The sequence below is a fragment of the Peribacillus sp. YIM B13472 genome (assembly GCF_042788005.1).
GTDB lineage: Bacteria > Bacillota > Bacilli > Bacillales > DSM-1321 > Peribacillus > Peribacillus simplex_E.
This window is the reverse complement of sequence record NZ_JBHZPG010000018.1, coordinates 17,052-37,293: the sequence shown is the minus strand read 5'-3', so window position 1 is coordinate 37,293 and position 20,242 is coordinate 17,052. Positions and strand designations below refer to the sequence as shown.

Annotated in this window: 19 protein-coding genes; 11 read left to right on the top strand and 8 right to left on the bottom strand. The window is 40.6% G+C overall.

Annotated elements, in window-relative coordinates:
- The first annotated feature begins 15 nt into the window (after positions 1 to 15).
- The 8 genes from ACFX4I_RS15080 to arsC all read left to right on the top strand — a co-directional run bounded on the left by ACFX4I_RS15080 (position 16) and on the right by arsC (position 8,394).
- Positions 16 to 1,170: a M20 peptidase aminoacylase family protein gene (locus tag ACFX4I_RS15080; protein ID WP_377421563.1), complete on the top strand. Its 1,155-nt coding sequence runs from the start codon at positions 16 to 18 to the stop codon at positions 1,168 to 1,170.
- On the top strand, positions 1,163 to 1,957 hold the full coding sequence (locus ACFX4I_RS15075) for a GNAT family N-acetyltransferase (protein ID WP_309519502.1): 795 nt from the start codon (positions 1,163 to 1,165) through the stop codon (positions 1,955 to 1,957). Before ACFX4I_RS15080 ends, ACFX4I_RS15075 begins: the two co-directional genes overlap by 8 nt.
- A gap of 13 nt (positions 1,958 to 1,970) precedes the next feature.
- Positions 1,971 to 3,080 (top strand): o-succinylbenzoate synthase, encoded by a 1,110-nt coding sequence (gene menC / locus ACFX4I_RS15070; RefSeq protein WP_098373340.1) that lies wholly within the window; start codon positions 1,971 to 1,973, stop codon positions 3,078 to 3,080.
- 164 nt (positions 3,081 to 3,244) lie between these two features.
- Complete coding sequence (locus tag ACFX4I_RS15065; RefSeq protein WP_230301650.1) at positions 3,245 to 4,324, top strand: YkvI family membrane protein; 1,080 nt, start codon at positions 3,245 to 3,247, stop codon at positions 4,322 to 4,324.
- 162 nt (positions 4,325 to 4,486) lie between these two features.
- The gene (locus ACFX4I_RS15060) at positions 4,487 to 5,902 is read left to right on the top strand and encodes a SpoVR family protein (protein WP_377421561.1); all 1,416 of its coding nucleotides are present in this window, start codon (positions 4,487 to 4,489) and stop codon (positions 5,900 to 5,902) included.
- Positions 5,903 to 6,276: 374 nt separating this feature from the next.
- Positions 6,277 to 6,624 (top strand): ArsR/SmtB family transcription factor, encoded by a 348-nt coding sequence (locus ACFX4I_RS15055; protein WP_230303084.1) that lies wholly within the window; start codon positions 6,277 to 6,279, stop codon positions 6,622 to 6,624.
- 18 nt (positions 6,625 to 6,642) lie between these two features.
- A complete protein-coding gene (locus ACFX4I_RS15050) occupies positions 6,643 to 7,941 on the top strand; it encodes an arsenic transporter (RefSeq protein ID WP_230303085.1) in 1,299 nt (432 codons plus the stop codon).
- Positions 7,942 to 7,974: 33 nt separating this feature from the next.
- Positions 7,975 to 8,394, top strand: a complete 420-nt coding sequence (arsC, locus tag ACFX4I_RS15045; RefSeq protein ID WP_230303086.1) for an arsenate reductase (thioredoxin) — start codon at positions 7,975 to 7,977, stop codon at positions 8,392 to 8,394.
- A gap of 188 nt (positions 8,395 to 8,582) precedes the next feature.
- Here the strand turns inward: arsC and ACFX4I_RS15040 are convergent, their stop codons facing one another.
- Positions 8,583 to 9,359, bottom strand: a complete 777-nt coding sequence (locus ACFX4I_RS15040; protein WP_377421558.1) for a SurA N-terminal domain-containing protein — start codon at positions 9,357 to 9,359, stop codon at positions 8,583 to 8,585.
- A 557-nt stretch (positions 9,360 to 9,916) separates the two neighbouring features.
- On the opposite strand from ACFX4I_RS15040, the gene ACFX4I_RS15035 reads away from it, so the two are divergent.
- A complete protein-coding gene (locus ACFX4I_RS15035) occupies positions 9,917 to 10,267 on the top strand; it encodes an HD-GYP domain-containing protein (protein ID WP_230303088.1) in 351 nt (116 codons plus the stop codon).
- 346 nt (positions 10,268 to 10,613) lie between these two features.
- On the opposite strand, the gene ACFX4I_RS15025 is transcribed toward ACFX4I_RS15035, so the two are convergent.
- From ACFX4I_RS15025 to ACFX4I_RS15015, 3 genes are read right to left on the bottom strand one after another with little or no spacing between them, the layout of a single operon-like run.
- Positions 10,614 to 11,165: a TVP38/TMEM64 family protein gene (locus ACFX4I_RS15025; RefSeq protein ID WP_377421555.1), complete on the bottom strand. Its 552-nt coding sequence runs from the start codon at positions 11,163 to 11,165 to the stop codon at positions 10,614 to 10,616.
- Position 11,166: 1 nt separating this feature from the next.
- A complete protein-coding gene (locus tag ACFX4I_RS15020) occupies positions 11,167 to 11,844 on the bottom strand; it encodes a response regulator transcription factor (RefSeq protein ID WP_230303090.1) in 678 nt (225 codons plus the stop codon).
- The gene (locus ACFX4I_RS15015) at positions 11,822 to 13,147 is read right to left on the bottom strand and encodes a HAMP domain-containing sensor histidine kinase (protein ID WP_377421553.1); all 1,326 of its coding nucleotides are present in this window, start codon (positions 13,145 to 13,147) and stop codon (positions 11,822 to 11,824) included. The genes ACFX4I_RS15020 and ACFX4I_RS15015 overlap by 23 nt, the downstream gene beginning before the upstream one ends.
- A 1,082-nt stretch (positions 13,148 to 14,229) precedes the next feature.
- On the opposite strand from ACFX4I_RS15015, the gene chrS reads away from it, so the two are divergent.
- Positions 14,230 to 14,706, top strand: a complete 477-nt coding sequence (gene chrS / locus ACFX4I_RS15010) for a chromate efflux transcriptional regulator ChrS (protein ID WP_034315019.1) — start codon at positions 14,230 to 14,232, stop codon at positions 14,704 to 14,706.
- Between the two features lie 37 nt (positions 14,707 to 14,743).
- Here chrS and chrA read toward each other — a convergent pair whose 3' ends face one another.
- Complete coding sequence (gene chrA, locus ACFX4I_RS15005) at positions 14,744 to 15,295, bottom strand: chromate efflux transporter ChrA (protein ID WP_377421551.1); 552 nt, start codon at positions 15,293 to 15,295, stop codon at positions 14,744 to 14,746.
- On the bottom strand, positions 15,295 to 15,882 hold the full coding sequence (gene chrB / locus ACFX4I_RS15000) for a chromate efflux transporter ChrB (RefSeq protein WP_230303093.1): 588 nt from the start codon (positions 15,880 to 15,882) through the stop codon (positions 15,295 to 15,297). Before chrB ends, chrA begins: the two co-directional genes overlap by 1 nt.
- A gap of 274 nt (positions 15,883 to 16,156) precedes the next feature.
- Here chrB and ggt point away from each other — a divergent pair, with 274 nt between their 5' ends.
- Positions 16,157 to 17,734: a gamma-glutamyltransferase gene (gene ggt / locus ACFX4I_RS14995; protein WP_230303094.1), complete on the top strand. Its 1,578-nt coding sequence runs from the start codon at positions 16,157 to 16,159 to the stop codon at positions 17,732 to 17,734.
- A gap of 180 nt (positions 17,735 to 17,914) precedes the next feature.
- On the opposite strand, the gene ACFX4I_RS14990 is transcribed toward ggt, so the two are convergent.
- Both ACFX4I_RS14990 and ACFX4I_RS14985 read right to left on the bottom strand, forming a co-directional pair.
- Positions 17,915 to 18,787 (bottom strand): DMT family transporter, encoded by an 873-nt coding sequence (locus tag ACFX4I_RS14990; protein ID WP_230303095.1) that lies wholly within the window; start codon positions 18,785 to 18,787, stop codon positions 17,915 to 17,917.
- Between the two features lie 742 nt (positions 18,788 to 19,529).
- Entirely contained in the window at positions 19,530 to 19,742 is a 213-nt protein-coding gene (locus tag ACFX4I_RS14985) for a hypothetical protein (RefSeq protein ID WP_061461893.1), read from the bottom strand.
- Positions 19,743 to 20,242: the final 500 nt, after the last annotated feature.

The following is a 20,242-nucleotide window of genomic DNA, read 5'->3' as shown; positions in this document are numbered from 1 at the left end:
AAGGGGGAGACAGAAATGGATATCACACAATCTATCGAAAAATTAAGGCCTCGTATACTCGATATCTTTGACCATTTACACGCACATCCTGAAACGAGTTGGAATGAAGTGAATACGACAGCTTTCATTTCAAATATTTTAAAGGAAAATCAGTGTACGGTGAAAACATTCGAGGACTGTACAGGTGTGGTTGGCGAAATCGGGGATGGGGATTTCACGGTCGGATTACGATCGGATATCGATGCACTTTGGCAGGAGGTGCAAGGGACGTTTCAAGCCAATCATTCCTGTGGACACGATGGTCATATGACCTTGGCACTTGGAGTATTCCTTGTATTGAAGGAAATGGGCTTTCGCCCAAGAGGCAAGCTGAAATTCATTTTCCAACCTGCTGAAGAAAAAGGTACGGGCGCCTTGAAGATGATTGAAGAAAAAGTATTGGATAATGTCGATTTCCTTTATGGTGTGCACTTAAGACCGGTTGAGGAAGTGAAGGGTGGGCAAGCGGCGCCAGCCATTGTCCATGGTGCCGCTCAGTTCATTAAAGGTGAAATAGCGGGAACTGATGCGCATGGTGCCAGACCGCATCAAGGGCAGAATGCCATCGAGATAGGAGCGGCATTCATCACTTTGTTAAATGGAATCCATCTCAATCCGTCCATCCCTTATTCCGTAAAAATGACGCAGTTTTTTGCTGGCGGCGAAAGTTCCAATATCATCCCTGGGAGAGCCACTTTTTCATTGGATTTACGGGCACAGGATAATGCAGTGATGAAAGAGCTCACCAAAAAGGTGGAAAAGGTTGCAGAATCCTTGGCCATTGTCCATGGAGTCGAAGTGAAACTCGAACCGGGAACCTGTGTTGCTGCAGCAACCGTGAACGATCAAGCCCAGGAAATAATGTCTGAAGCGATAGCCGATACACTCGGGGAAGAAAATCTGGTAGCGCCTGTCATTACGACAGGAGGAGAGGATTTTCATTTTTATACGTTGAAAAGACCTGAACTCAAAGCGACGATGCTTGGATTGGGCTGTGATTTGGCGCCAGGGCTCCATCATCCGAACATGACGTTCAACAAAGATGCTTTGTTTTCGGGGATTGAAATCCTGACCAAAGCCATCATACTGACTTTCGAGAAATATGGGGAGGGGGGACACTTGCATGACTGATGAATTAATCATTAAATCCCTATCAACACTAGAGGATTTACAAGAAGTGCAGCGATTGGAAGTTCTTGTATGGGGCATGGATTGCGTTCCCATTCATCAGACGATTACGGCAGTCAAAAACGGCGGGCTTGTTTTAGGCGGCTACATCAATGGTCAGTTAGTCGGGTTTCAATACAGTTTCCCGGGATTCAAGGACGGAAAGGTATATCTTTGTTCACATATGTTAGCAATCCATCCTGCCCATCAAAAGAAGGGCTACGGCAGATTACTTAAACTTGCACAAAAAGAAGAAGCACTCAAAAAAGGTTACGACTTGATCACATGGACGTATGATCCATTGGAAAGTGTGAATGCAAACTTGAACATCGGTAAGCTAAACGCTGTTTGTTCTACATATATGGATGATTGTTATGGAAATATGAAGGATACCCTCAATGAAGGATTGTCCACTGATCGATTCATGGTGGAATGGAATATACGGCAGGAAGCAAAGGAAGAGACACTGCTTCCAGATAAAGCCATATCCATCGTAACGACAGGAATGAATGACCAAGGCTTTCCTTACATCAAGGATTATCATTTTGAAACCAATGCAGAGGTGATCGCCATACCCATTCCGACAGATATTCAACAAATCAAAAAAGCTGATCTCAGCCTTGCGATTGATTGGCGGTTAAAAACCGGTGAATTATTCAAAACGCTTTTTGCCAAAGGATATGTTGCAGCCGGGATTGAACGGGAACAAGGTGAAAATATTCAAAACTATTTATTAAAAAAACAAGAATAAGAGGGGAATCGGGATGAAAATAACAGAAGTGCGTTTACGTCATCTAAATATGGATTTGGTAGCTCCCTTTACAACAAGCTTTGGAACGTTTGTGGATAAGGAGTTCATTCTTGTGGAAGTGAAAAATGGAGAGGGGCTTTCAGGTTGGGCTGAATCCGTGGCGTTTTCAGCACCTTGGTATAACGAAGAAACCATAAAAACCAATTGGACCATGCTGGAGGATTTCCTGATACCGCTTGTATTGGATAAAGAAATAGAGCATCCCCGTGATGTATCGGATATGTTCTCGCATATTCGTAAGAATAATATGGCAAAATCGGCAATCGAGGGAGCCATCTGGGATTTATACGCAAAAGAAAATAATATCCCATTAAGTATGGCTTTAGGCGGGGAATTGGAAAAAATCGATGTTGGGATCAGTATCGGCATCCAAAAAACGGTACCTGAATTACTGGCGAAGATAGAAGCAGGATTGAAGGATGGGTATAAAAGAATAAAAATGAAAATCCAACCAGGTTGGGATGTAGATGTAATCAGGGAAGTGCGCAATCGATATCCCGATGTCCCGATCATGGCAGATGCAAACTCCGCTTACCGCCTGAAAGACATCGAATTATTGAAACAACTTGATCAATTTGATTTAATGATGATCGAGCAGCCTTTGTCATCAGATGATATTGTCGATCATGCCACATTACAAGCGGAAATCAAAACACCGATTTGCTTGGATGAAAGTATACATTCCGTGGAAGATGCAAGAAAAGCCCTTGAATTGGGAAGCTGTAAAATCATTAATATTAAGATCGGCAGGGTTGGCGGTTTAACGGAAGCAATGAAAATACACGAATTATGTAAAGAAAGGAATGTACCGGTTTGGTGCGGAGGCATGTTGGAATCTGGTGTGGGTCGTGCCCATAATATCGCATTGACAACACTTGATAACTTCACGATGCCTGGTGATACGGCAGCATCCGCGAATTATTGGCATAAAGACATCATCCAACCGGAGGTTACAGTGGAAGATGGAGTCATAACCGTTCCAAAGGCGGCAGGCATTGGCTATGAAGTCGATTACGCTGCGGTCGATGAATTCACTTCCTATAGTAAAAGATATACCAAATGATAAATGTACAAGAGTTGTAAATAAAAGAGCCTCCCAGCTTCATGGGCTTCGGTCCGTTAACTTGAAGCAGGGAGGGGATTGAAGAACAGGGTGATGATGAAAGGGAAGACATTTCTTTTAACTTTAATTGTCAGAATAATCATATAATTAAGGTGGTTTGTGATATGAAAAACAGTGTAAATCTTGCAGGTGCATATATTGGAATCATCATTGGAGCAGGTTTCGCTTCAGGACAAGAAGTATTACAGTTCTTCACAAGTTTTGGAATCTACAGTGTATTGGGAATTTTGGTGGCAACAGCTTTATTCGCGTTTTTAGGCATGCAAGTTACTCAATTGGGGAGCACTCTCCAAACACGCTCCCATAAAAGCATCATCGATCATATTTGTGGCCGCTATATAGGCAGGGTGGTCGATATTATTATCACATTTTTCTTGTTTGGCGTTACAGTCATCATGATTGCCGGTTCCGGAACGATTTTTGAAGAACAATTCGGGATTCCAAGTATAGTTGGTGCAATCGTCATGACGGTGCTTACGATTGGTACTCTTTTACTTAATGTTAACAAAATAATGTCCATCATAAGTGCCGTAACACCGTTTTTATTTGTTATCATGATCATTATTTCAGGCTATTCATTTTTTACATCCGATCTAAGTTTCAACCAAATCATTTCATCTTCAAGTAAAGGAACGGCTGCAACCGGAAATTGGATGATGGGTTCATTACTTTATGTTTCATATAATATGACTGCCGGAATTGCCATGCTAGCCGTAATGGGAGGTACCTTCAAGAGTAAGAAAGAGGCTGGTATGGGAGGGATTCTAGGAGGTATCGGATTGGGGATCTTGCTATTCTTGATCAATATGGGGATGATGTCCGACTTGAAGGGCATAGAAGGCTCAGGTATGCCTACCCTTCATTTAGCGAATCAGATTTCTCCATGGTTGGGATATCTCCTATCAATCATCCTTTTAGGAATGATTTATAATACCGCTGTCGGGATGCTGTATGCATTCACCGCCAGGTTGGTGCCTGCCGAAACGAAACGCTTTAAAATATCCGTGATCATGGTCGGGATCCTCGCTTTCCTTGCAAGTCTCGTTGGATTTATTGAATTGGTTGGGACGGTATACCCAATCACAGGATATTTAGGTTTTGTAATCATAGCAGCGCTCATCATTTCCTGGATCCGTTCAAAAACGAAAAAAGAGGCTGTGAATACGGAATTAGCGGAATTTTAATATCAATAGGATTGAGTGCATAACTGCATGAAACATTTGGCCTGACATCTTCTTCATGGAGGTGTTTTTTTCTGTTATCGAGGACCTTTACTCATGATCACGGCATTTTTCCTTCTTTTTTTCATACATTAGTTTAAAGGCGGAAGACAAGGGGGATATCGGATGAATGAAGCGGAGCAAAAGGCTCTGGAATATGCCATTAGTGAAATTACAGAAATAGCAACTGGGTTCGGGTTGGATTTTTACCCGATGCGTTATGAAATTTGCCCTTCAGAAATCATTTATACATTTGGTGCCTATGGGATGCCGACCCGTTTTTCTCATTGGAGCTTTGGTAAGCAATTTCATAAAATGAAGCTGCAGTACGACTTTGGATTAAGTAAGATCTATGAACTGGTCATTAACTCTGATCCTTGTTACGCTTTTCTGCTGGACTCCAATTCACTTGTACAAAATAAATTGATTGTTGCCCACGTTTTGGCGCATTGTGATTTCTTTAAGAATAATATACGTTTCAATAATACTAAGAGAGATATGGTGGAAAGTATGTCGGCAACGGCAGAAAGAATCCGTGAATATGAAATCCTGCATGGCAAAAAGGAAGTGGAAACCTTTCTCGATGCACTTTTAGCCATTGAAGAACATATCGATCCGTCGCTGATGAGACCGAGACTTGCCTGGACGATGGAAGATGAGGAAGAAGAAGAGGAAATAAAACCGTCAGCCACACAATACGATGATTTATGGAACCTTGATAATAAGGATAAACCGAAGCAATCGAATATTAAAAAGAGAAAAAAATTCCCGCCAAGGCCTGAAAAGGATATTATGCTTTTCATAGAACAGTACAGCAGGGATTTAACCGATTGGCAACGGGATATCATGACGATGATCAGGGAAGAGATGCTGTATTTCTGGCCGCAGCTGGAAACGAAAATCATGAACGAAGGCTGGGCATCCTACTGGCATCAGCGCATAATACGTGAATTGGATCTATCCTCAGGGGAAGCCATTGAATTCGCAAAACTGAACGCAGGCGTCGTTCAGCCATCACGGACCAGCATCAATCCTTATTATCTTGGATTGAAAGTGCTTGAAGATATTGAAGAACGCTATGATAATCCAACTGAAGAAATGATCAAGCTGGGCGTCAAGCCTGGATCTGGCCGGGAAAAGATGTTCGAAGTCAGGGAAATCGAATCGGATATTTCCTTTCTCCGCAATTATTTAACGAAAGATCTGGTCATGAGGGAGGATATGTACTTATTCCAAAAGCAGGGCAAGGATTATAAAGTCGTCGATAAGGCATGGGAACATGTTCGTGATCAACTCGTGAGTATGAGGGTTAACGGCGGTTTCCCCTATATCACAGTAAATGATGGGGACTTCATGCGCAATGGGGAACTTTATCTAAAACATTGGTATGAAGATATTGAACTGGATCTGAAGTACCTCGAAAAAGTCATGCCATATATCCATCAGCTCTGGGGCCGCTCCGTTCATATGGAATCAGTCATAGAAGGAAAAGAAGTCCTGTTTTCCTATGATGGAAAAGGTATTCACCGAAAATATTTATAAAGCAGAAAAAACTGCCGATCACTCGGCAGTTTTTTCTGCTTTATATTGATGCGTTTGGGGGATGCAGTATTAAAGTACTTTTGGATAGGCGTTGTTAAACATTTTAGACTAACCTGCCCGCTTAGTTCATAAAGAAAATCAATAACACCCCTAAACAGAGCCTATGGATAAGATTTCAACACACTAGTCGAGGGGGCGTGCAGGCTAGGTTCTCCGTAGTCGGAGTTATTTAAAACCATCTTTTAGCAGACTAAAATTGAAAATTATTTAGTTGAATATTTAAACCTTGATTATATAAGAATATGCTTATACAATGATATTGAATTATCGTATAAGCATATTCTTATTTATTTGATTGTGCCAGGAGGGATGAAATGCAAACGAATGAAGCGTTGGATTTAGAAACCAGGGCAAACATTCTTAAATTACTAGGTGATAAAACTCGTTTGACCATGGTTAAGATCATGGCTGAGCACGAATGCTGTGTCTGTGAATTTGTGGACCTATTCGAGATGAGCCAGCCGGCTATCAGCCAACATTTACGAAAGTTGAAAGATAGCGGAATCGTGAATGAAGCAAGGAGGGGACAATGGATTTTTTACTCGTTAAACCCGTCTTCTTCCCATTACTCATTCATTCAGACGGTCATCAAGGACTTACCAAGTCAAAACTTTAAATTAGAAGAATTAACAGCACAAGGAAAACGGATTTGTTGTGACTAACTAGGAGGTACAACTTCAGTGGGATCGGTTATTTTGGCAGTTATCATCTTTTTATTAACACTCATTCTCGTCATCTGGCAGCCAAAGGGATTGTCGATTGGATGGTCAGCTTGTGGCGGTGGGGTTTTGGCCTTACTTGTTGGCGTCGTGGATTTTTCTGATGTCATAGACGTGACATCGATAGTATGGAACGCAACACTCACCTTCATCGCCATCATCATCATCTCGCTTATTTTGGATGAGATAGGATTTTTTGAATGGGCAGCACTGCATATGGCTAGGGCGGCCAAGGGAAATGGAGTAAGGATGTTTGTCTATGTAAGTATCCTCGGTGCTCTTGTGGCTGCTTTTTTTGCAAACGACGGAGCTGCTCTCATCCTTACACCAATAGTATTGGCAATGGTACGTGCCTTGAAATTTAGTGATAAAATGATTTTCCCGTTTATCATCGCCAGTGGGTTCATTGCTGATACAACCTCACTTCCTTTGGTGGTGAGTAACCTTGTAAACATTGTATCTGCAGACTTTTTCAATATCGGTTTTGCCGAGTTTGCTTTAAGAATGATTGTACCGGACATCTTTGCATTTGTAGCTAGCGTCTTGGTTTTATATTTATTTTTCCGTAAAAGCATACCGAAAAATTACGATGTATCACAGCTTAAAAGACCAGCGGAAGCCATTCAAGACCTAAGAATGTTTAGGCTGTCCGGGATCGTATTAGGAATATTGCTGGTTGGTTATTTTACAAGTGAGTTTATTGAGGTTCCTGTATCCATCATTGCAGGCATTGTCTCTATTTTCTTCCTCTTGATGGCTAGAAGGAGTCCAGCGGTCAATACGAAAAACGTTATTAAAGGCGCACCATGGGCAATCGTCTTTTTCTCTATTGGTATGTATGTAGTGGTTTACAGCCTGAGAAATGTTGGATTGACGACTGTATTAACGGATTTGATTCAAGTTACCGCTGATCAAGGATTGTTTGCCGCAACGATGGGAATGGGCTTCATCGCCGCCATTCTGTCATCACTTATGAATAACCTGCCAACCGTTATGATTGATGCCCTTGCCATATCTGACACCCATACAACAGGGGCAATCAGGGAGGCCCTTATTTATGCAAATGTCATCGGTTCGGACTTGGGACCGAAAATTACACCGATCGGTTCTTTGGCGACATTATTGTGGCTGCATGTCCTTTCTTTAAAAGGCGTGAAAATCTCATGGGGAACCTACTTCAAAACGGGAATCATCTTAACGATCCCAACATTGTTCATCACATTAATCGGCCTATATATATGGTTACAAATCATGCATTAAACACTTACTTTACTAACTAAGGAGAGAAACAGCATGGCTAAAAAAACACTATACTTCTTATGTACTGGTAACTCTTGCAGAAGTCAAATGGCAGAGGCGTGGGGGAAGAAATATTTAGGTAACGAATGGCAAGTGCTTAGTGCAGGAATCGAGGCCCATGGGTTAAATCCAAAAGCTGTAAAAGCAATGAATGAAGTTGGATTGGACATCTCCAATCAAACATCGGATATCATCGACCCTGACATATTGAATAATGCTGATTTTGTCGTTACGTTATGTGGTGATGCGGCAGACAAATGTCCAATGACGCCACCGCATGTTGAGCGTGGACATTGGGGCTTTGATGACCCGGCAAAAGCGGAAGGAACAGATGAAGAAAGGTGGGCTGCCTTCCAACGTGTTCGTGATGAAATTGGTGAAAGAATTGCACGTTTTTCTAAAACGGGAGAATAAATAAAATTGAAAAGCCGTGAGCGGAGTGCGGTAGCAGTTGTTGTTAAGAGATCGCACGTCTGGTTATGATCCTGCAATACCGGAGCGACCTTAAACATGATTTTAGGATGTAAAACGGTTAATGCGTTTAGTAGGCGGACCAAAGGCCATAAAGATAGAGCTGCCAATTTTGGCAGCTCTTTTCTTCGTTAAATCTTAATATCGACCTTAGCATTTTTCTGAAGTTCTTCTACATGCTTCACAAGCTTTTCTTGTTTCTTTTGCTGCTCTAGTTGTTTCTTGATTTGCGGCTTCATTTCTTCGAGTTTCTGTACCTTCTGCCCGCTTGTTTTAGCTTGCTCTGCAACCTGGTCGTAATACTTTTGGATTTCTTCATCAGTTGCTTCTTCCACTTTAATCTCTTTTTCAACGTACTTCGTATACGGGATGTTCTCTGCAATCTGAGCATTCAGCGTTTCCGAATTCAGACCTGCTTGCTTCAGCGCTTCCTTGAATTTCTCTTCACTCTCATATGGCTTTTTGATTTCGGCAAGTTGCTTTTCAATTTCGGCCTTGGAAGCTGTGTAGCCCTTTTTATCAGCTGCTTGAAGCAGCAATTTTTGCCCCACTAAAGAGTTGAGCGTTTGCTCTTTAATTTGTTTGGCGCCCTCCTTGGTTGTTGGGTCTTGTCCTAATTGCTGCATTTGCGTTTGTGTGGTAGACAACACGGTATTATATTCCGCACCTGAAATTTTTTCGTCATTGACGATGGCCACCGTTTTCTTTTCATCCACCTTTTGCTTGTCTAGTTTCTTCTGCATTTCTTCCATCTGTTTTTGCTGTTCCTCAGTTGCTTTAGCCGTTTCTTTCTCAGTTGTTTTATTCTCTTTTTCGTCATTCTTCTTATCAGCTTCATCGTTCGAACCACAAGCCGTTAGAACAACTGCCAATAATCCAATGATGATTGGGTACAATAGTTTCTTCATATTTCAGTCTCCTCTCGTATTCAATGCTAAAAAATCATCTAATGCGCATTATAAAGGAATTACTCATTAAAACACAATTTTTTCATTCTTTTTTCCAGAAAACAGGAAGATAGTATAGGCATTATCTCATTATATAAGTGTAACATTCGCAGAAATGAACCGATTTACCCTTCGTCATGAAATAATTAAGCTTAAAAGGAATGCGGAGGCTGATACGTGGTGCAGACAGAAACTGTAGTCTATCAATTACACACAAAACATTGCTTAGCAACTATTGTATCTAAAACTTGTATGGTATTATATACCTTATCATCCGGATGTAGTTCATTTAGCCTATATGTTGAGAATTTTGATCATGAACGGAGTGAGCCGTGAGAATGAGAAAAGTGAAACAAAGAGACAGAAGGGATTTACCTTTCGGAAAAGAAAAGGGCAGAGACTCGGGAATTGTTGAAGGTCCTCGCCATTTCATGCGAAATCCGTGATCCAGGCATTGAAGAGCATTTATTGAGAGTTCAAAACCTAACCGAGCAGCTAGTTATGGTTCATAATCGAAGATGCCAGCTGGAACTATCTATAAAAGCTATATGAATCATATCGTTCATTCAAGTATTCTACATGATATCGGGAAAGCGGAGATTCCTGAGGGGATATTATACAAACCTGGCCCGTTATCTCCATATGAACGAAAAATCATCGAGATGCATCCGTTAATGGGATCCGATATTTTGAATAAGATTTCAAGGGAAATAAACAATGATGTGATCAGCAGCCTGGAAGTGGCTGAAAACATCCTCCTCCATCATCATGGAAAATGGGATGGAACTGGATATCCACATCGTTTGAAAGGTGAGGACATCCCATTGGAAGCTAGAATAGTTGCCATTGTGGATGTGTTGATGCATTGACCAGCAGAAGGCCGTATAAAGATTCCTGGTCAGTGGAGCGGGCATTATCTTTCATAAACGAACAAAAAGGAAAGCATTTCGACCCATCCATCGCGGTGTCTTCCTTTTGTTATTTTAATGAAAAGGCGGAGCAGAAAAAAGGTTTCGAAACCGTTCGCAGCACAGGGATATATTAAACAACGAACTCGTCGAATATCTTATCACGATATAATGGGGTAATGCTTCGTGGAAAGAAAAGGTCGCATCCGCCTAACCCTTGGAGACCAAGGGGGAACGGCTCCTTATCAATTGTAGGGTTAAAAAGAAAATCCCTACCAATTTACCTGAAAGTAGAGAAGCCTTTTTACTACCTTCCTTTTTTCTTATTTCTATTAAAGTAATAAACGACTGCGATTACCAAAATCAACAGTGCCAAAACAATCCTTACATCGTCCGATGCCTTCAATACTTGTGTTACCGAATACGCTTCGACAAGGAGGGCAGGCAGTTTTCCAATGGATGTCGCGAGAAAGAAAATCATCATTCCCGTCTTGCTTAATGCTGCTGTAAGGTTGATTACGCCCGATGGAATAAAAGGAAGGAGCCTAAGCATCAGGATCATCCAAAATGCATGAAATCCTTGTGTCTTTTGCAGCTTCATGACCCACCGGTTCTTCATGAACTTGGGTTTGAATGTTTGAAAGCCCTTTCGATATAACCAAAAGCTGACCACTGCTCCGGCAATTTCCCCCGTGTAAGAAAGGATCAATCCCTTTTCAAACCCAAATACGGTAATATTGGCAGCCGTGATGAATACGCTTGGAATAAAACCAAGCACGCTAATCAATATATTGAATGCTAAACTTACAGCAATGGAAAAAGGGCCGCTGGATAGTAATGCCTCAGAAATGAAATTCATATCAATCCACGGAACTCCATTTATATCCGATGCCCCAGACCGTTTTCAAATGTTGATCTGCTGGAAAACCGGCATGACGCAATTTCTCCCTAATATTTCGAATATGGGAATCGATTGTCCGATCTTCCGTATCCGTTTTAAATCCCCATATGGTCGAAAGGAGGTGGTCTCTGGAATACACTTGATCTGGGGATTTTAAAAACAAGCACAACAGTGAGAACTCTTTTGGTGTTAATGGGATTGTTTTGGTATCATAATGTGCTTCATAAGCGGATTCATTTAATTTTAGCCCCCTAAAGATCACATGATCATTCTGTTTATGCACTCGCCGCGTGACCGCTTCGATTCTGGCAAGTAAAACATCTTCATTAAAGGGTTTCGTAATATAATCGTCTGCGCCCTTTTTCAACCCTTTCACCATTTCTTGTGCAGCATCCCGGGCTGTGAGCATGATTATGGGAATATTGGAAAACGCACGGATCCTTTCGCACGTTTCCCACCCATCCATCTCAGGCATCATTACATCAAGAAGTACTATGTCCGCATGTTTATTCCTTAAGAACTGTATGGCTTCATATCCAGATTTAATCTTCATGCATGTATATCCGTGAGGTGTAATGTATAGCTCTAATAGATCAAGCATTCTCTGTTCATCATCAACCAGAACTACTGTCTTCATTTGTTATCTCCTTAAATGTGATAGTGAAGCACGTTCCTTGTCTCAAGTTGCTTTTAACCGAAATGGTTCCTCCTTGTATCTCCACTAATTGCTTGACGATGGAGAGCCCCAATCCGAATCCACCGGTATCTCTGGCGCGTGATTTCTCGACACGATATAAACGATCAAAGATATGGGGGATATCTTCAGGGGGAATGCCAACCCCTTGATCGATTATGGAGATGGAAATCTTGCCAAGGCATTCTGTGGCTTTGATGGTGGTGACTGTATATTCGTTCGAGTACTTCAGCGCATTATCCAGCAGGTTAAGAATGACTTGCTCAAACCGTGAGGGATCTATATCTATAAATAAATCATCCTTACATTCCAGATTCAATTGAATTCTTTCATTTGTAAAAGCCGGTAAAACTTTTTCGTGAATGTTTCGCAGGAATGAAGAGAGCTGGACGGTTTCTTTTGATATGGTGAATGTATTTAGATCCATTCTAGCCATATTGAATAGTTCGTCCAATAATCTGTTTAATCGGTCGGATTCATCATGGATGATCTCTAAGTATCGTGATCGTTCGGAATCTTCCAAATCTTTCCGTCGGGCAACATCAGCATATCCCTTTATATAAGTTAGCGGCGTGCGCAGTTCATGAGAAATACTTGCCAAAAATTCATTGCGTTCCTTTTTTAAATAGTTCAATTCATCAGCCAAGCTTTGAATGGATTGGGCAAGCTCCCCAAGTTCATCATGAGATCGTACTGGCACAGCCACTGAAAAATTCCCTTTGCTGAGCTTGGTTGTCGCTTCCTTCATCGCTATCAGTGGTCTAGTCAAAGCCTTTGATAGAAAATAAATGGTGACAAGCATGAAGAAAAGGAGCAACGCAGTCGCAAGAAGGAAATGCCTATTCAATTGTGCAATTAAATCCTCCACATCTCTTGTATCTTTGAACATATAAACAAAGCCTTTGTTTTCTTTATGGCTGATAAAAGGCGAAACGGTGGCTATATATCTTTCATCCTTCCAACTCGATTGGATGATCAGACCTTTTCGGGGTACCTGCGGGAGGTTTTTAGCTAAGATTTTTTTCATTCCCCCATTTACCATTTCGGAAGATATCAGAATATCTCCTCTTGTATCCGTAATCACGACATCTGTATCGGTATGTGATTCCATCAGGCCGATATGCTGAAGGGTTGAGCCGGAATACGTAATTTCCAACACATCACGATGACTATTGCCACGGGCCTTCAGTGAATCCAATTCCTGATTGACACGGGAATGTATCACTTTATTATGCAAGTAAACCATGGAAACGGTTTCCATCAAAAAAATGCAAACAAATATAGATAGTCCGAGCTTAAATGAGATTTTCAGGAGCATTCACCTTCTTATAGAATAAAGTCAGTTTAGCGAAAAAATATGAAGAAAGTATGCAGTTTTTTCAATTTCTTCGCATCTTCTTAAACCATAATACGGTTTTCAAACGGAACAAGCCAATAAATTGGCGAGGTCATCAGTTTAATGCTGGAGGGAGCGGTTACGCGTTCATTAACGTATAAAAACTGCCAACCACTTCAAGATGTTTCGGATTGCATTTCGTTGTTATTAAAAAAATAGATGATTATTCATTACTTGAATTTATATATACTGGTCTTATTTTAATCACCTATAACAATATGAAACTGCAGGGAAATTGAGCAATTTTTTGATTTAGTTCATTCGAAATATTTTGTATTAAGGAAACATTTTGTCGTAAGTGAATACTATGTAAAAAAGGAGCTGAACCATATGAATTGTACAAACCGTACGCAGAAAAAAATAATCGCATATTCCGCATTATTCAAAAAAATGGGCATTCTCAATGATGAGGAATACAAAAACATCGCAAAGACTTTTCAAACAAAGGATTGAGGAAGTGTCCATTGGATCTATTCATAAACTTTCATCCTGCATTAAACGGTCTGTAAAACCCCCCGCCTTTCAATTTTTCGAATGAGGAGGGGGGACTGCAGTCTGACAGGAACTCATTTGCTCCCATTAATTACGGAGGAGGATGATGGTTTCCCTTACTGTCTCTTAAGGGGGTGTCGCCGATGAAGTCAATTTGTCCCGCTCTGATTCCTATCGGATTTCATCTGTTTGACGGCTTCGCTTTTAGCCATACAGCTGGACGAAATGATGTATCCTAAGTTTGAAAAACTACATATATGATGGACGTTCATGTGCAATTTGGAGGGGGGATTATTGAAAATGGACAGGCCATATATTTTGGCTATCGCTTAATTTCTGCCGTTTTTAATGGAGGTTAAAAAGTGAAAAGGAAGATTGTTGTGATCCGATGGTGTTCTCTGCGATAATGGAATAAAGAAATCGAAAAGGAGTTACGTAGGATGGCAGAGGACTTTAAGATTCCCAGCTTGAAAGTTGATGAGATCGATAAGAAAATCATATCGGTTTTACATGAAGATGCGCGAATTTCGTATACCGACTTAGCGAAGAAAGTGGAGCTCTCCAGGGTTGCGGTTCAGATGAGAATCAATCATCTTGTTGAAAACGGTGTGATCGAGAGGTTCACTGCGGTCATAAATCCAGCTAAGGTCGGCATCCATGTTTCGGCATTTTTTAACGTTGAGGTTGAGCCTAAATATCTGGAATCGGTCGCACAGCAATTAGAAAGTGAACCGGCTGTAACGAGTTTATATCATATGACCGGTCCGAGTAAACTCCATATGCACGGAATCTTTACTGATAACCAGGAGATGGAACGTTTTCTCAATGAGAAGCTGTATGCGGTCGTCGGTGTTGTCAGCGTTGATTGCCAAATTCTCATTAAACGTTATAAAAGCCGGATGGGCATGAAGCTTTAAATGAAAAAATCCCCCTATATAGGTGGATTTTTTATTATTATGTGAGCGGGATGATAAAGCCGCCGTACGCAAAGGCAAGAATGATTACGAAGGCGGGGTGGATCTTGAATTTACCTAGGGCCAAAAAGGCCAATCCAGCGATGACGATTGAATGGATGTAGCCGATGGAACCGATGGCATCCTCAGCCATATTCCAGGTGAGCGATAACATCATGATCGCAATCACGGGCTGTACAAGCAGGGACATGCCTTTTACGATAGGCGATTGCTTGTATTTGCGCAGGATTTTTAATAAATATATCAAAGCCACGGCTGAAGGGATGATCGTGCCTGCCAATGCGGCTAGAAATCCTGGCCAGCCATATACATCATATCCGACATATGCGGCTATTTTCGTGGCGATCGGTCCTGGGAGTGAATTTCCTAACGCAAGCATTTGTGAGAACTCGGCATTATCAAGCCAGCCATAACGGGCGACGATTTGATCATACATAAGCGGAATCGAGGCTGGACCTCCGCCGTAACCAAGAATATTGGCAATGAAAAACGCTAGAAAAACAGCAACTCCTATTGGGATAATAAGACCCATTAAGCGGATTCCTCCTTCCTACTAACCTTTTTATTTTTCAATCTTTCCTTTAATTTAAAATGGAACGCCCCATATAAAAGGAAAATCATAATGACGATACCCGGATGCAGGGAAATGACCTGCAGAAGCAAAAAGGAAATCGCAAAAAAGGTGATTCCGAGCACCTTTCCTAACCCTTTTACCGCCTTTTCGCCGAACTCATAAGCCATTTGACCAAGCATGACTGCAACAACCGGCATGACAGCAGCGATCATATTACTGATCATTGCTGAATTACTTAAAACATTAATGAATGCAATCAAGAAAACCATCGCAAAGCATGAAGGTAAAACGTGAGCGGCCACACTTACCAAGGCTCCCGGCCAGCCTTTTAATTTATAACCAAGATATGCTGCCATCTTAGTGGCAATAGGTCCTGGGAGTGTATTGGCAATGGCCAAAGTGTCCCCGAATTCATCATCGTCGAGCCAGTGATAACGGGAAACTGCTTCGTGGCGAATGAGCGGGATGACAGATGGCCCGCCGCCGAAACCTAAAATCCCCGTTCTCATCATCCCAACCGTCAATTCCGTATATGGATTTTTCAAGAACGATTCCTCCTTGTTTTAAAATTTAGGATTCATTTCCATGATTATGAATTAATGATAACAAAAATGATTTCGAATTGTATATTAAATAATGAAAATAATTACGTAATGAATTTATTAAAGGTATATTCCAATATAATAGTCTGCTGAAAATAAAAAAAAACATCTTTTTGTCTTAAAGAGGAATTTGGATTTCCTAAAAAAAACAAACAAGTTATAATACAATTATCATTATTTTTTTTAAAATTCAAACAATTATAAAAGGAGTGAATTTATGACCCAGTCGATAATAGGAACAAAAAGTATGGTCGTAAGCCCTCACTATTTAGCATCGATGGCAGGAAATAAAATTCTTGAAAAAGGGGGGAATGCTTTTGATGCGGCAGTGGCAGTCAGTGCCTGTTTGGGTGTAGTTTATCCACATATGACAGGACTTGGTGGAGATGCTTTCTGGCTTACGTATGAAAGGGAGGACGGGGAAATTCGTGCTTTCAATGGAAGCGGACGCTCAGGAAGCAATGTCAATCGTGATGCATATATAGGGGAAAAGCAGATTCCTTTTCGAGGGGTGAGAAGCGCAATTACAGTTCCTGGGATGGTAGACAGCTGGGATGAGATATTGGGAGAATGCGGGACACTTACTTTAGCTGAAGTTCTTGAGTCGGCGATCGAGTATGCTGAAAAGGGTTTTCCGATTACGAAAAATCAAGTGATGTATACGGAGAAAAATTGGGATTGGCTCTCGACGGCACCGATAACAGCTAAAATATATGCACCGGGTGGACATGTTCCGCAGGTAGGTGAACGGTTTGTTCAAAAAGATCTTGCTCGAAGCTTAGCGTTGATTGCTGATCAAGGCCGTGACGTGTTTTATAAGGGAGAACTTGCAAAAGCTATCGTATCCTTTTTAAAAGAGCAAGGGGGTCTGTTATCCGCAGTTGATTTCGCTGATCACCATGGCAATTGGGTAGAACCCATTTCAACTCAGTATCGAAATTATACGATTTATCAGGTTCCGCCAAATTCTCAGGGGTTCGTGGGGCTGATGGCGCTCAATATTCTTGAGAATTTCAACTTTGACAACATTGATCATGGTTCTGCTGAATACTATCATTTATTGGCAGAGGCTTTAAAAGCAGGTTTCCGCGATCGTAATGAAGTGCTTACAGACCCTGAATTCTTTAATATTCCGCTAGATAAGCTGCTAGATAAGCAATATGCAGCGAAGCTAGCATCAGCCATTCAGACAAATGCCGCGAAAGTTACGAGTCCCTCAATGGGAAATGACACGGCATATGCTGCAGTGGTCGATAAAGATGGAAACTCGGTTTCCTTTATTCAAAGTCTTTATTTTGAGTTTGGATCGGGTGTCACTGCCGGTCAAACAGGGGTCATGTTACAAAATCGAGGATCGTTTTTTTCGCTTGATTCCAATCATGTCAACTCACTCGAACCTAACAAGCGCTCATTCCATACATTGATGCCGGCAATAGCCTGCAAAGATGGACAACCCAGCATTTTATATGGTACTCAGGGCGGGGAAGGACAGCCGCAAACACAGACTGCTATCATTACCAGGATGATAGATTACGGAATGGACCCACAAGCTGCAATCAATGAACCGAGATTCGTCTGGGGAAGAACCTGGGGTGAAGATAGCGAGTCGTTGAAAATAGAAAGCCGTGTTAAAAAGGATGCGGTAGATGAACTGAAAGAAAGGGGACATCATGTCGAAGTAGTGGAAGAATTCGATGGGGTGATGGGCCATGCACAAGCAATTCGGATTGATGAGCATAACTTCCTCAAAGGCGGGGTCGATCCGCGTGGGGACGGTGCGGCGGTTGGTTCTTGAAGATTTGTCATTCTTATTAAAGCAAAGGGGAATAATGCAAAGTAATTACAAATAAAAAAACAACTTTTCCCCAGTCCCCCTTTTTTAACACAAAAAGTACCCTATAGGCAGACTTTTTTAAAGTGACTGCTCTATAGGGTACATTTTAATATATAACTCTAATAAACTTTTTAATGTGTGTTATTCTTCCCGAATGACTAATAACACACCAATAAAAATTAATATTGTACCTATCCAAAAAGACAAGCCGATTTGTTCACCTAGTATTAACCAACCTAAAAAAGTACCCACTATAGGTTGTAAAAAGAAAAATAATCCACCACTTGATGCGGTAAGCATTTGCAGTCCGCGATTCCACAGTAAAAAGGCACATGCTGTGGAAATAACGCCCAAGTATAAAAGGCCGCCCCATATGGATGGATGCATGATTGCTTGAAAATCAAGCTCATCTAATCGACTAATCGTAATAGGTGTTAAAAAGACAATTGCCACAAGAACTGCATAGGTCGTTATAACAATTTGTGAATATTGCCCAGGTATACGTTTAATTAGAACAGACATAAGTGCCCAAGTTAATGCAGCAATAAGCAGTGATACGCCCCCAAGTTGGTGAGATGAGCCGATATGGGCATTTCCGACAATGATCCCGACACCGATCGTCGCTAAAATAACAGAAATTGATTTTCTAAAAGTGATCTTTTCTTTTAAAACGATACGTGCAAATATCACCATAAAGGCAGGTGTTGTTGAAGTAATGATGGCTCCCATTTGTGCAGTGGATAGTAGCGTACCGACTTCCTGGGTTACGATAGAAATTGTGTTTCCAACAAGTCCTATAATGAAAACCAAAAGCCAGTCTCGTTTTTCAATCCGCCAAGATTGTTTTGTTATAAAACCAATTGTCAGCAATGCTAAAATCGCAATTACATATCGCAATAATACTAATTCAAGTGGTGGAACAACGTCTACCACAACTTTTACCACAACGTACATCCCGCCCCAAATGCTAGCGGCGAGTGATAAATATAAAGAACCTAATATAGTGTTTTTCATTTAGTACCCTCCGTTTTAACTAAATATTCCCAGTCCCTAACGGAGATGCAATTTTCTACCGTTAAGGAAGAATAACTGCAGGTACATCATTTTCGAATAGCGGTGACCACAACATCAGCTTTCAGCTCTCTTTCAAAAATATTTACATTCAATGATTTTAGTTAATTATAAAGCTATTCCGAGCTGTTACTGATCATTCGATTCAATAATCAGTAAGTTATATTAAATATACAAGATTTTAGTTATTTATAAAACAACAAATAGTTTTAGGCACAGCGTACCGTTGGAAAAACAACTCCCTTGAAAATAAGGAGGGTTCCATTAAAAAAACCACTTTACATATTGAAGCCAATTTATCCGGCGGGATTGCAAAAGAGGGACCTCCCGGTTGACGTAGATGTAGAAACCACAACTAGAAACCCCACCAGTCGCTAATAGGAAAAGGTGGGGTTTTGTCAGGTATTTTAAGCTTTAGTATACTGTCTTGATTGACGAATAATCTTTGCTTTTATTTTAATGTAAGATTGAAAAATGGATTCTAGTTGGAATGAAAAGAGGGATTTATAGGGAAGGGTAACAAATGGTACAGTAATGATGTTAGTCAAATTGTCGGCAGCGGTAATGATGTAAGTAATAAAGCTGGAAAGAAAAAACGTGGATTAGGATTAAAGCCTCCCTTAAAGAGTTTAATTCTAATCCACCATTAAGTTGAATTTTTTAGTGCATGACCTTACCAGAAGCATCACAATCTGTTATATTTTCGTTCGATTTTCCTGAACTCATCTGAGAGTTCAAATAAGGTGTGTAATACTGCTGTTTGAATATATAGATTCATATAATTATCATTGCTCTTCTTTTGAAAAGATAAATCATGTTTTTCATTGATTTTCCGAGTTATACATTCATTAATTTCACTCCACATTTCTTTTGTACCTTCTTTAATTTTAGTCTCCATAATCTCCCACTCCTTTTTTATTAGTTTATCCAATCTATTACATTCTTATACTTATTTTTTGGCCCAGCTGGTAACTTTTTCATCTTAAAATTAATTTCTACTGTTCAAGTTATGATTCTTTGCGTAGAAAAGGAGAGAGAAGCGACTTAGGGTTAGTCCACAATTATTTTTTTGTAGATATTAATAACCTCTAATGGATGATGACTTCTCCTTATTTTTCGAGTTTGTTTTCAAACAGCAGGATACGGGGGAGTCACTATCGCATCTCTTCTCTAAAGTTTCTTTAATTGGGCCATATTCTGGAGTGATGTATTGTACAAATGACAGGAGTTTGGAATAATTAGCATAATGATATTAAAGAACATTTGAACCTTTATCGATTCAGCCCATGAATAGGAGATTGTTATGTTTAAAATTATGATTTAGGATTTAGATAAGTTTTTAGTTTGTAATACTTTTTTCAACGTAAATCTCCTCCTCATGTTACATACTATAAAATT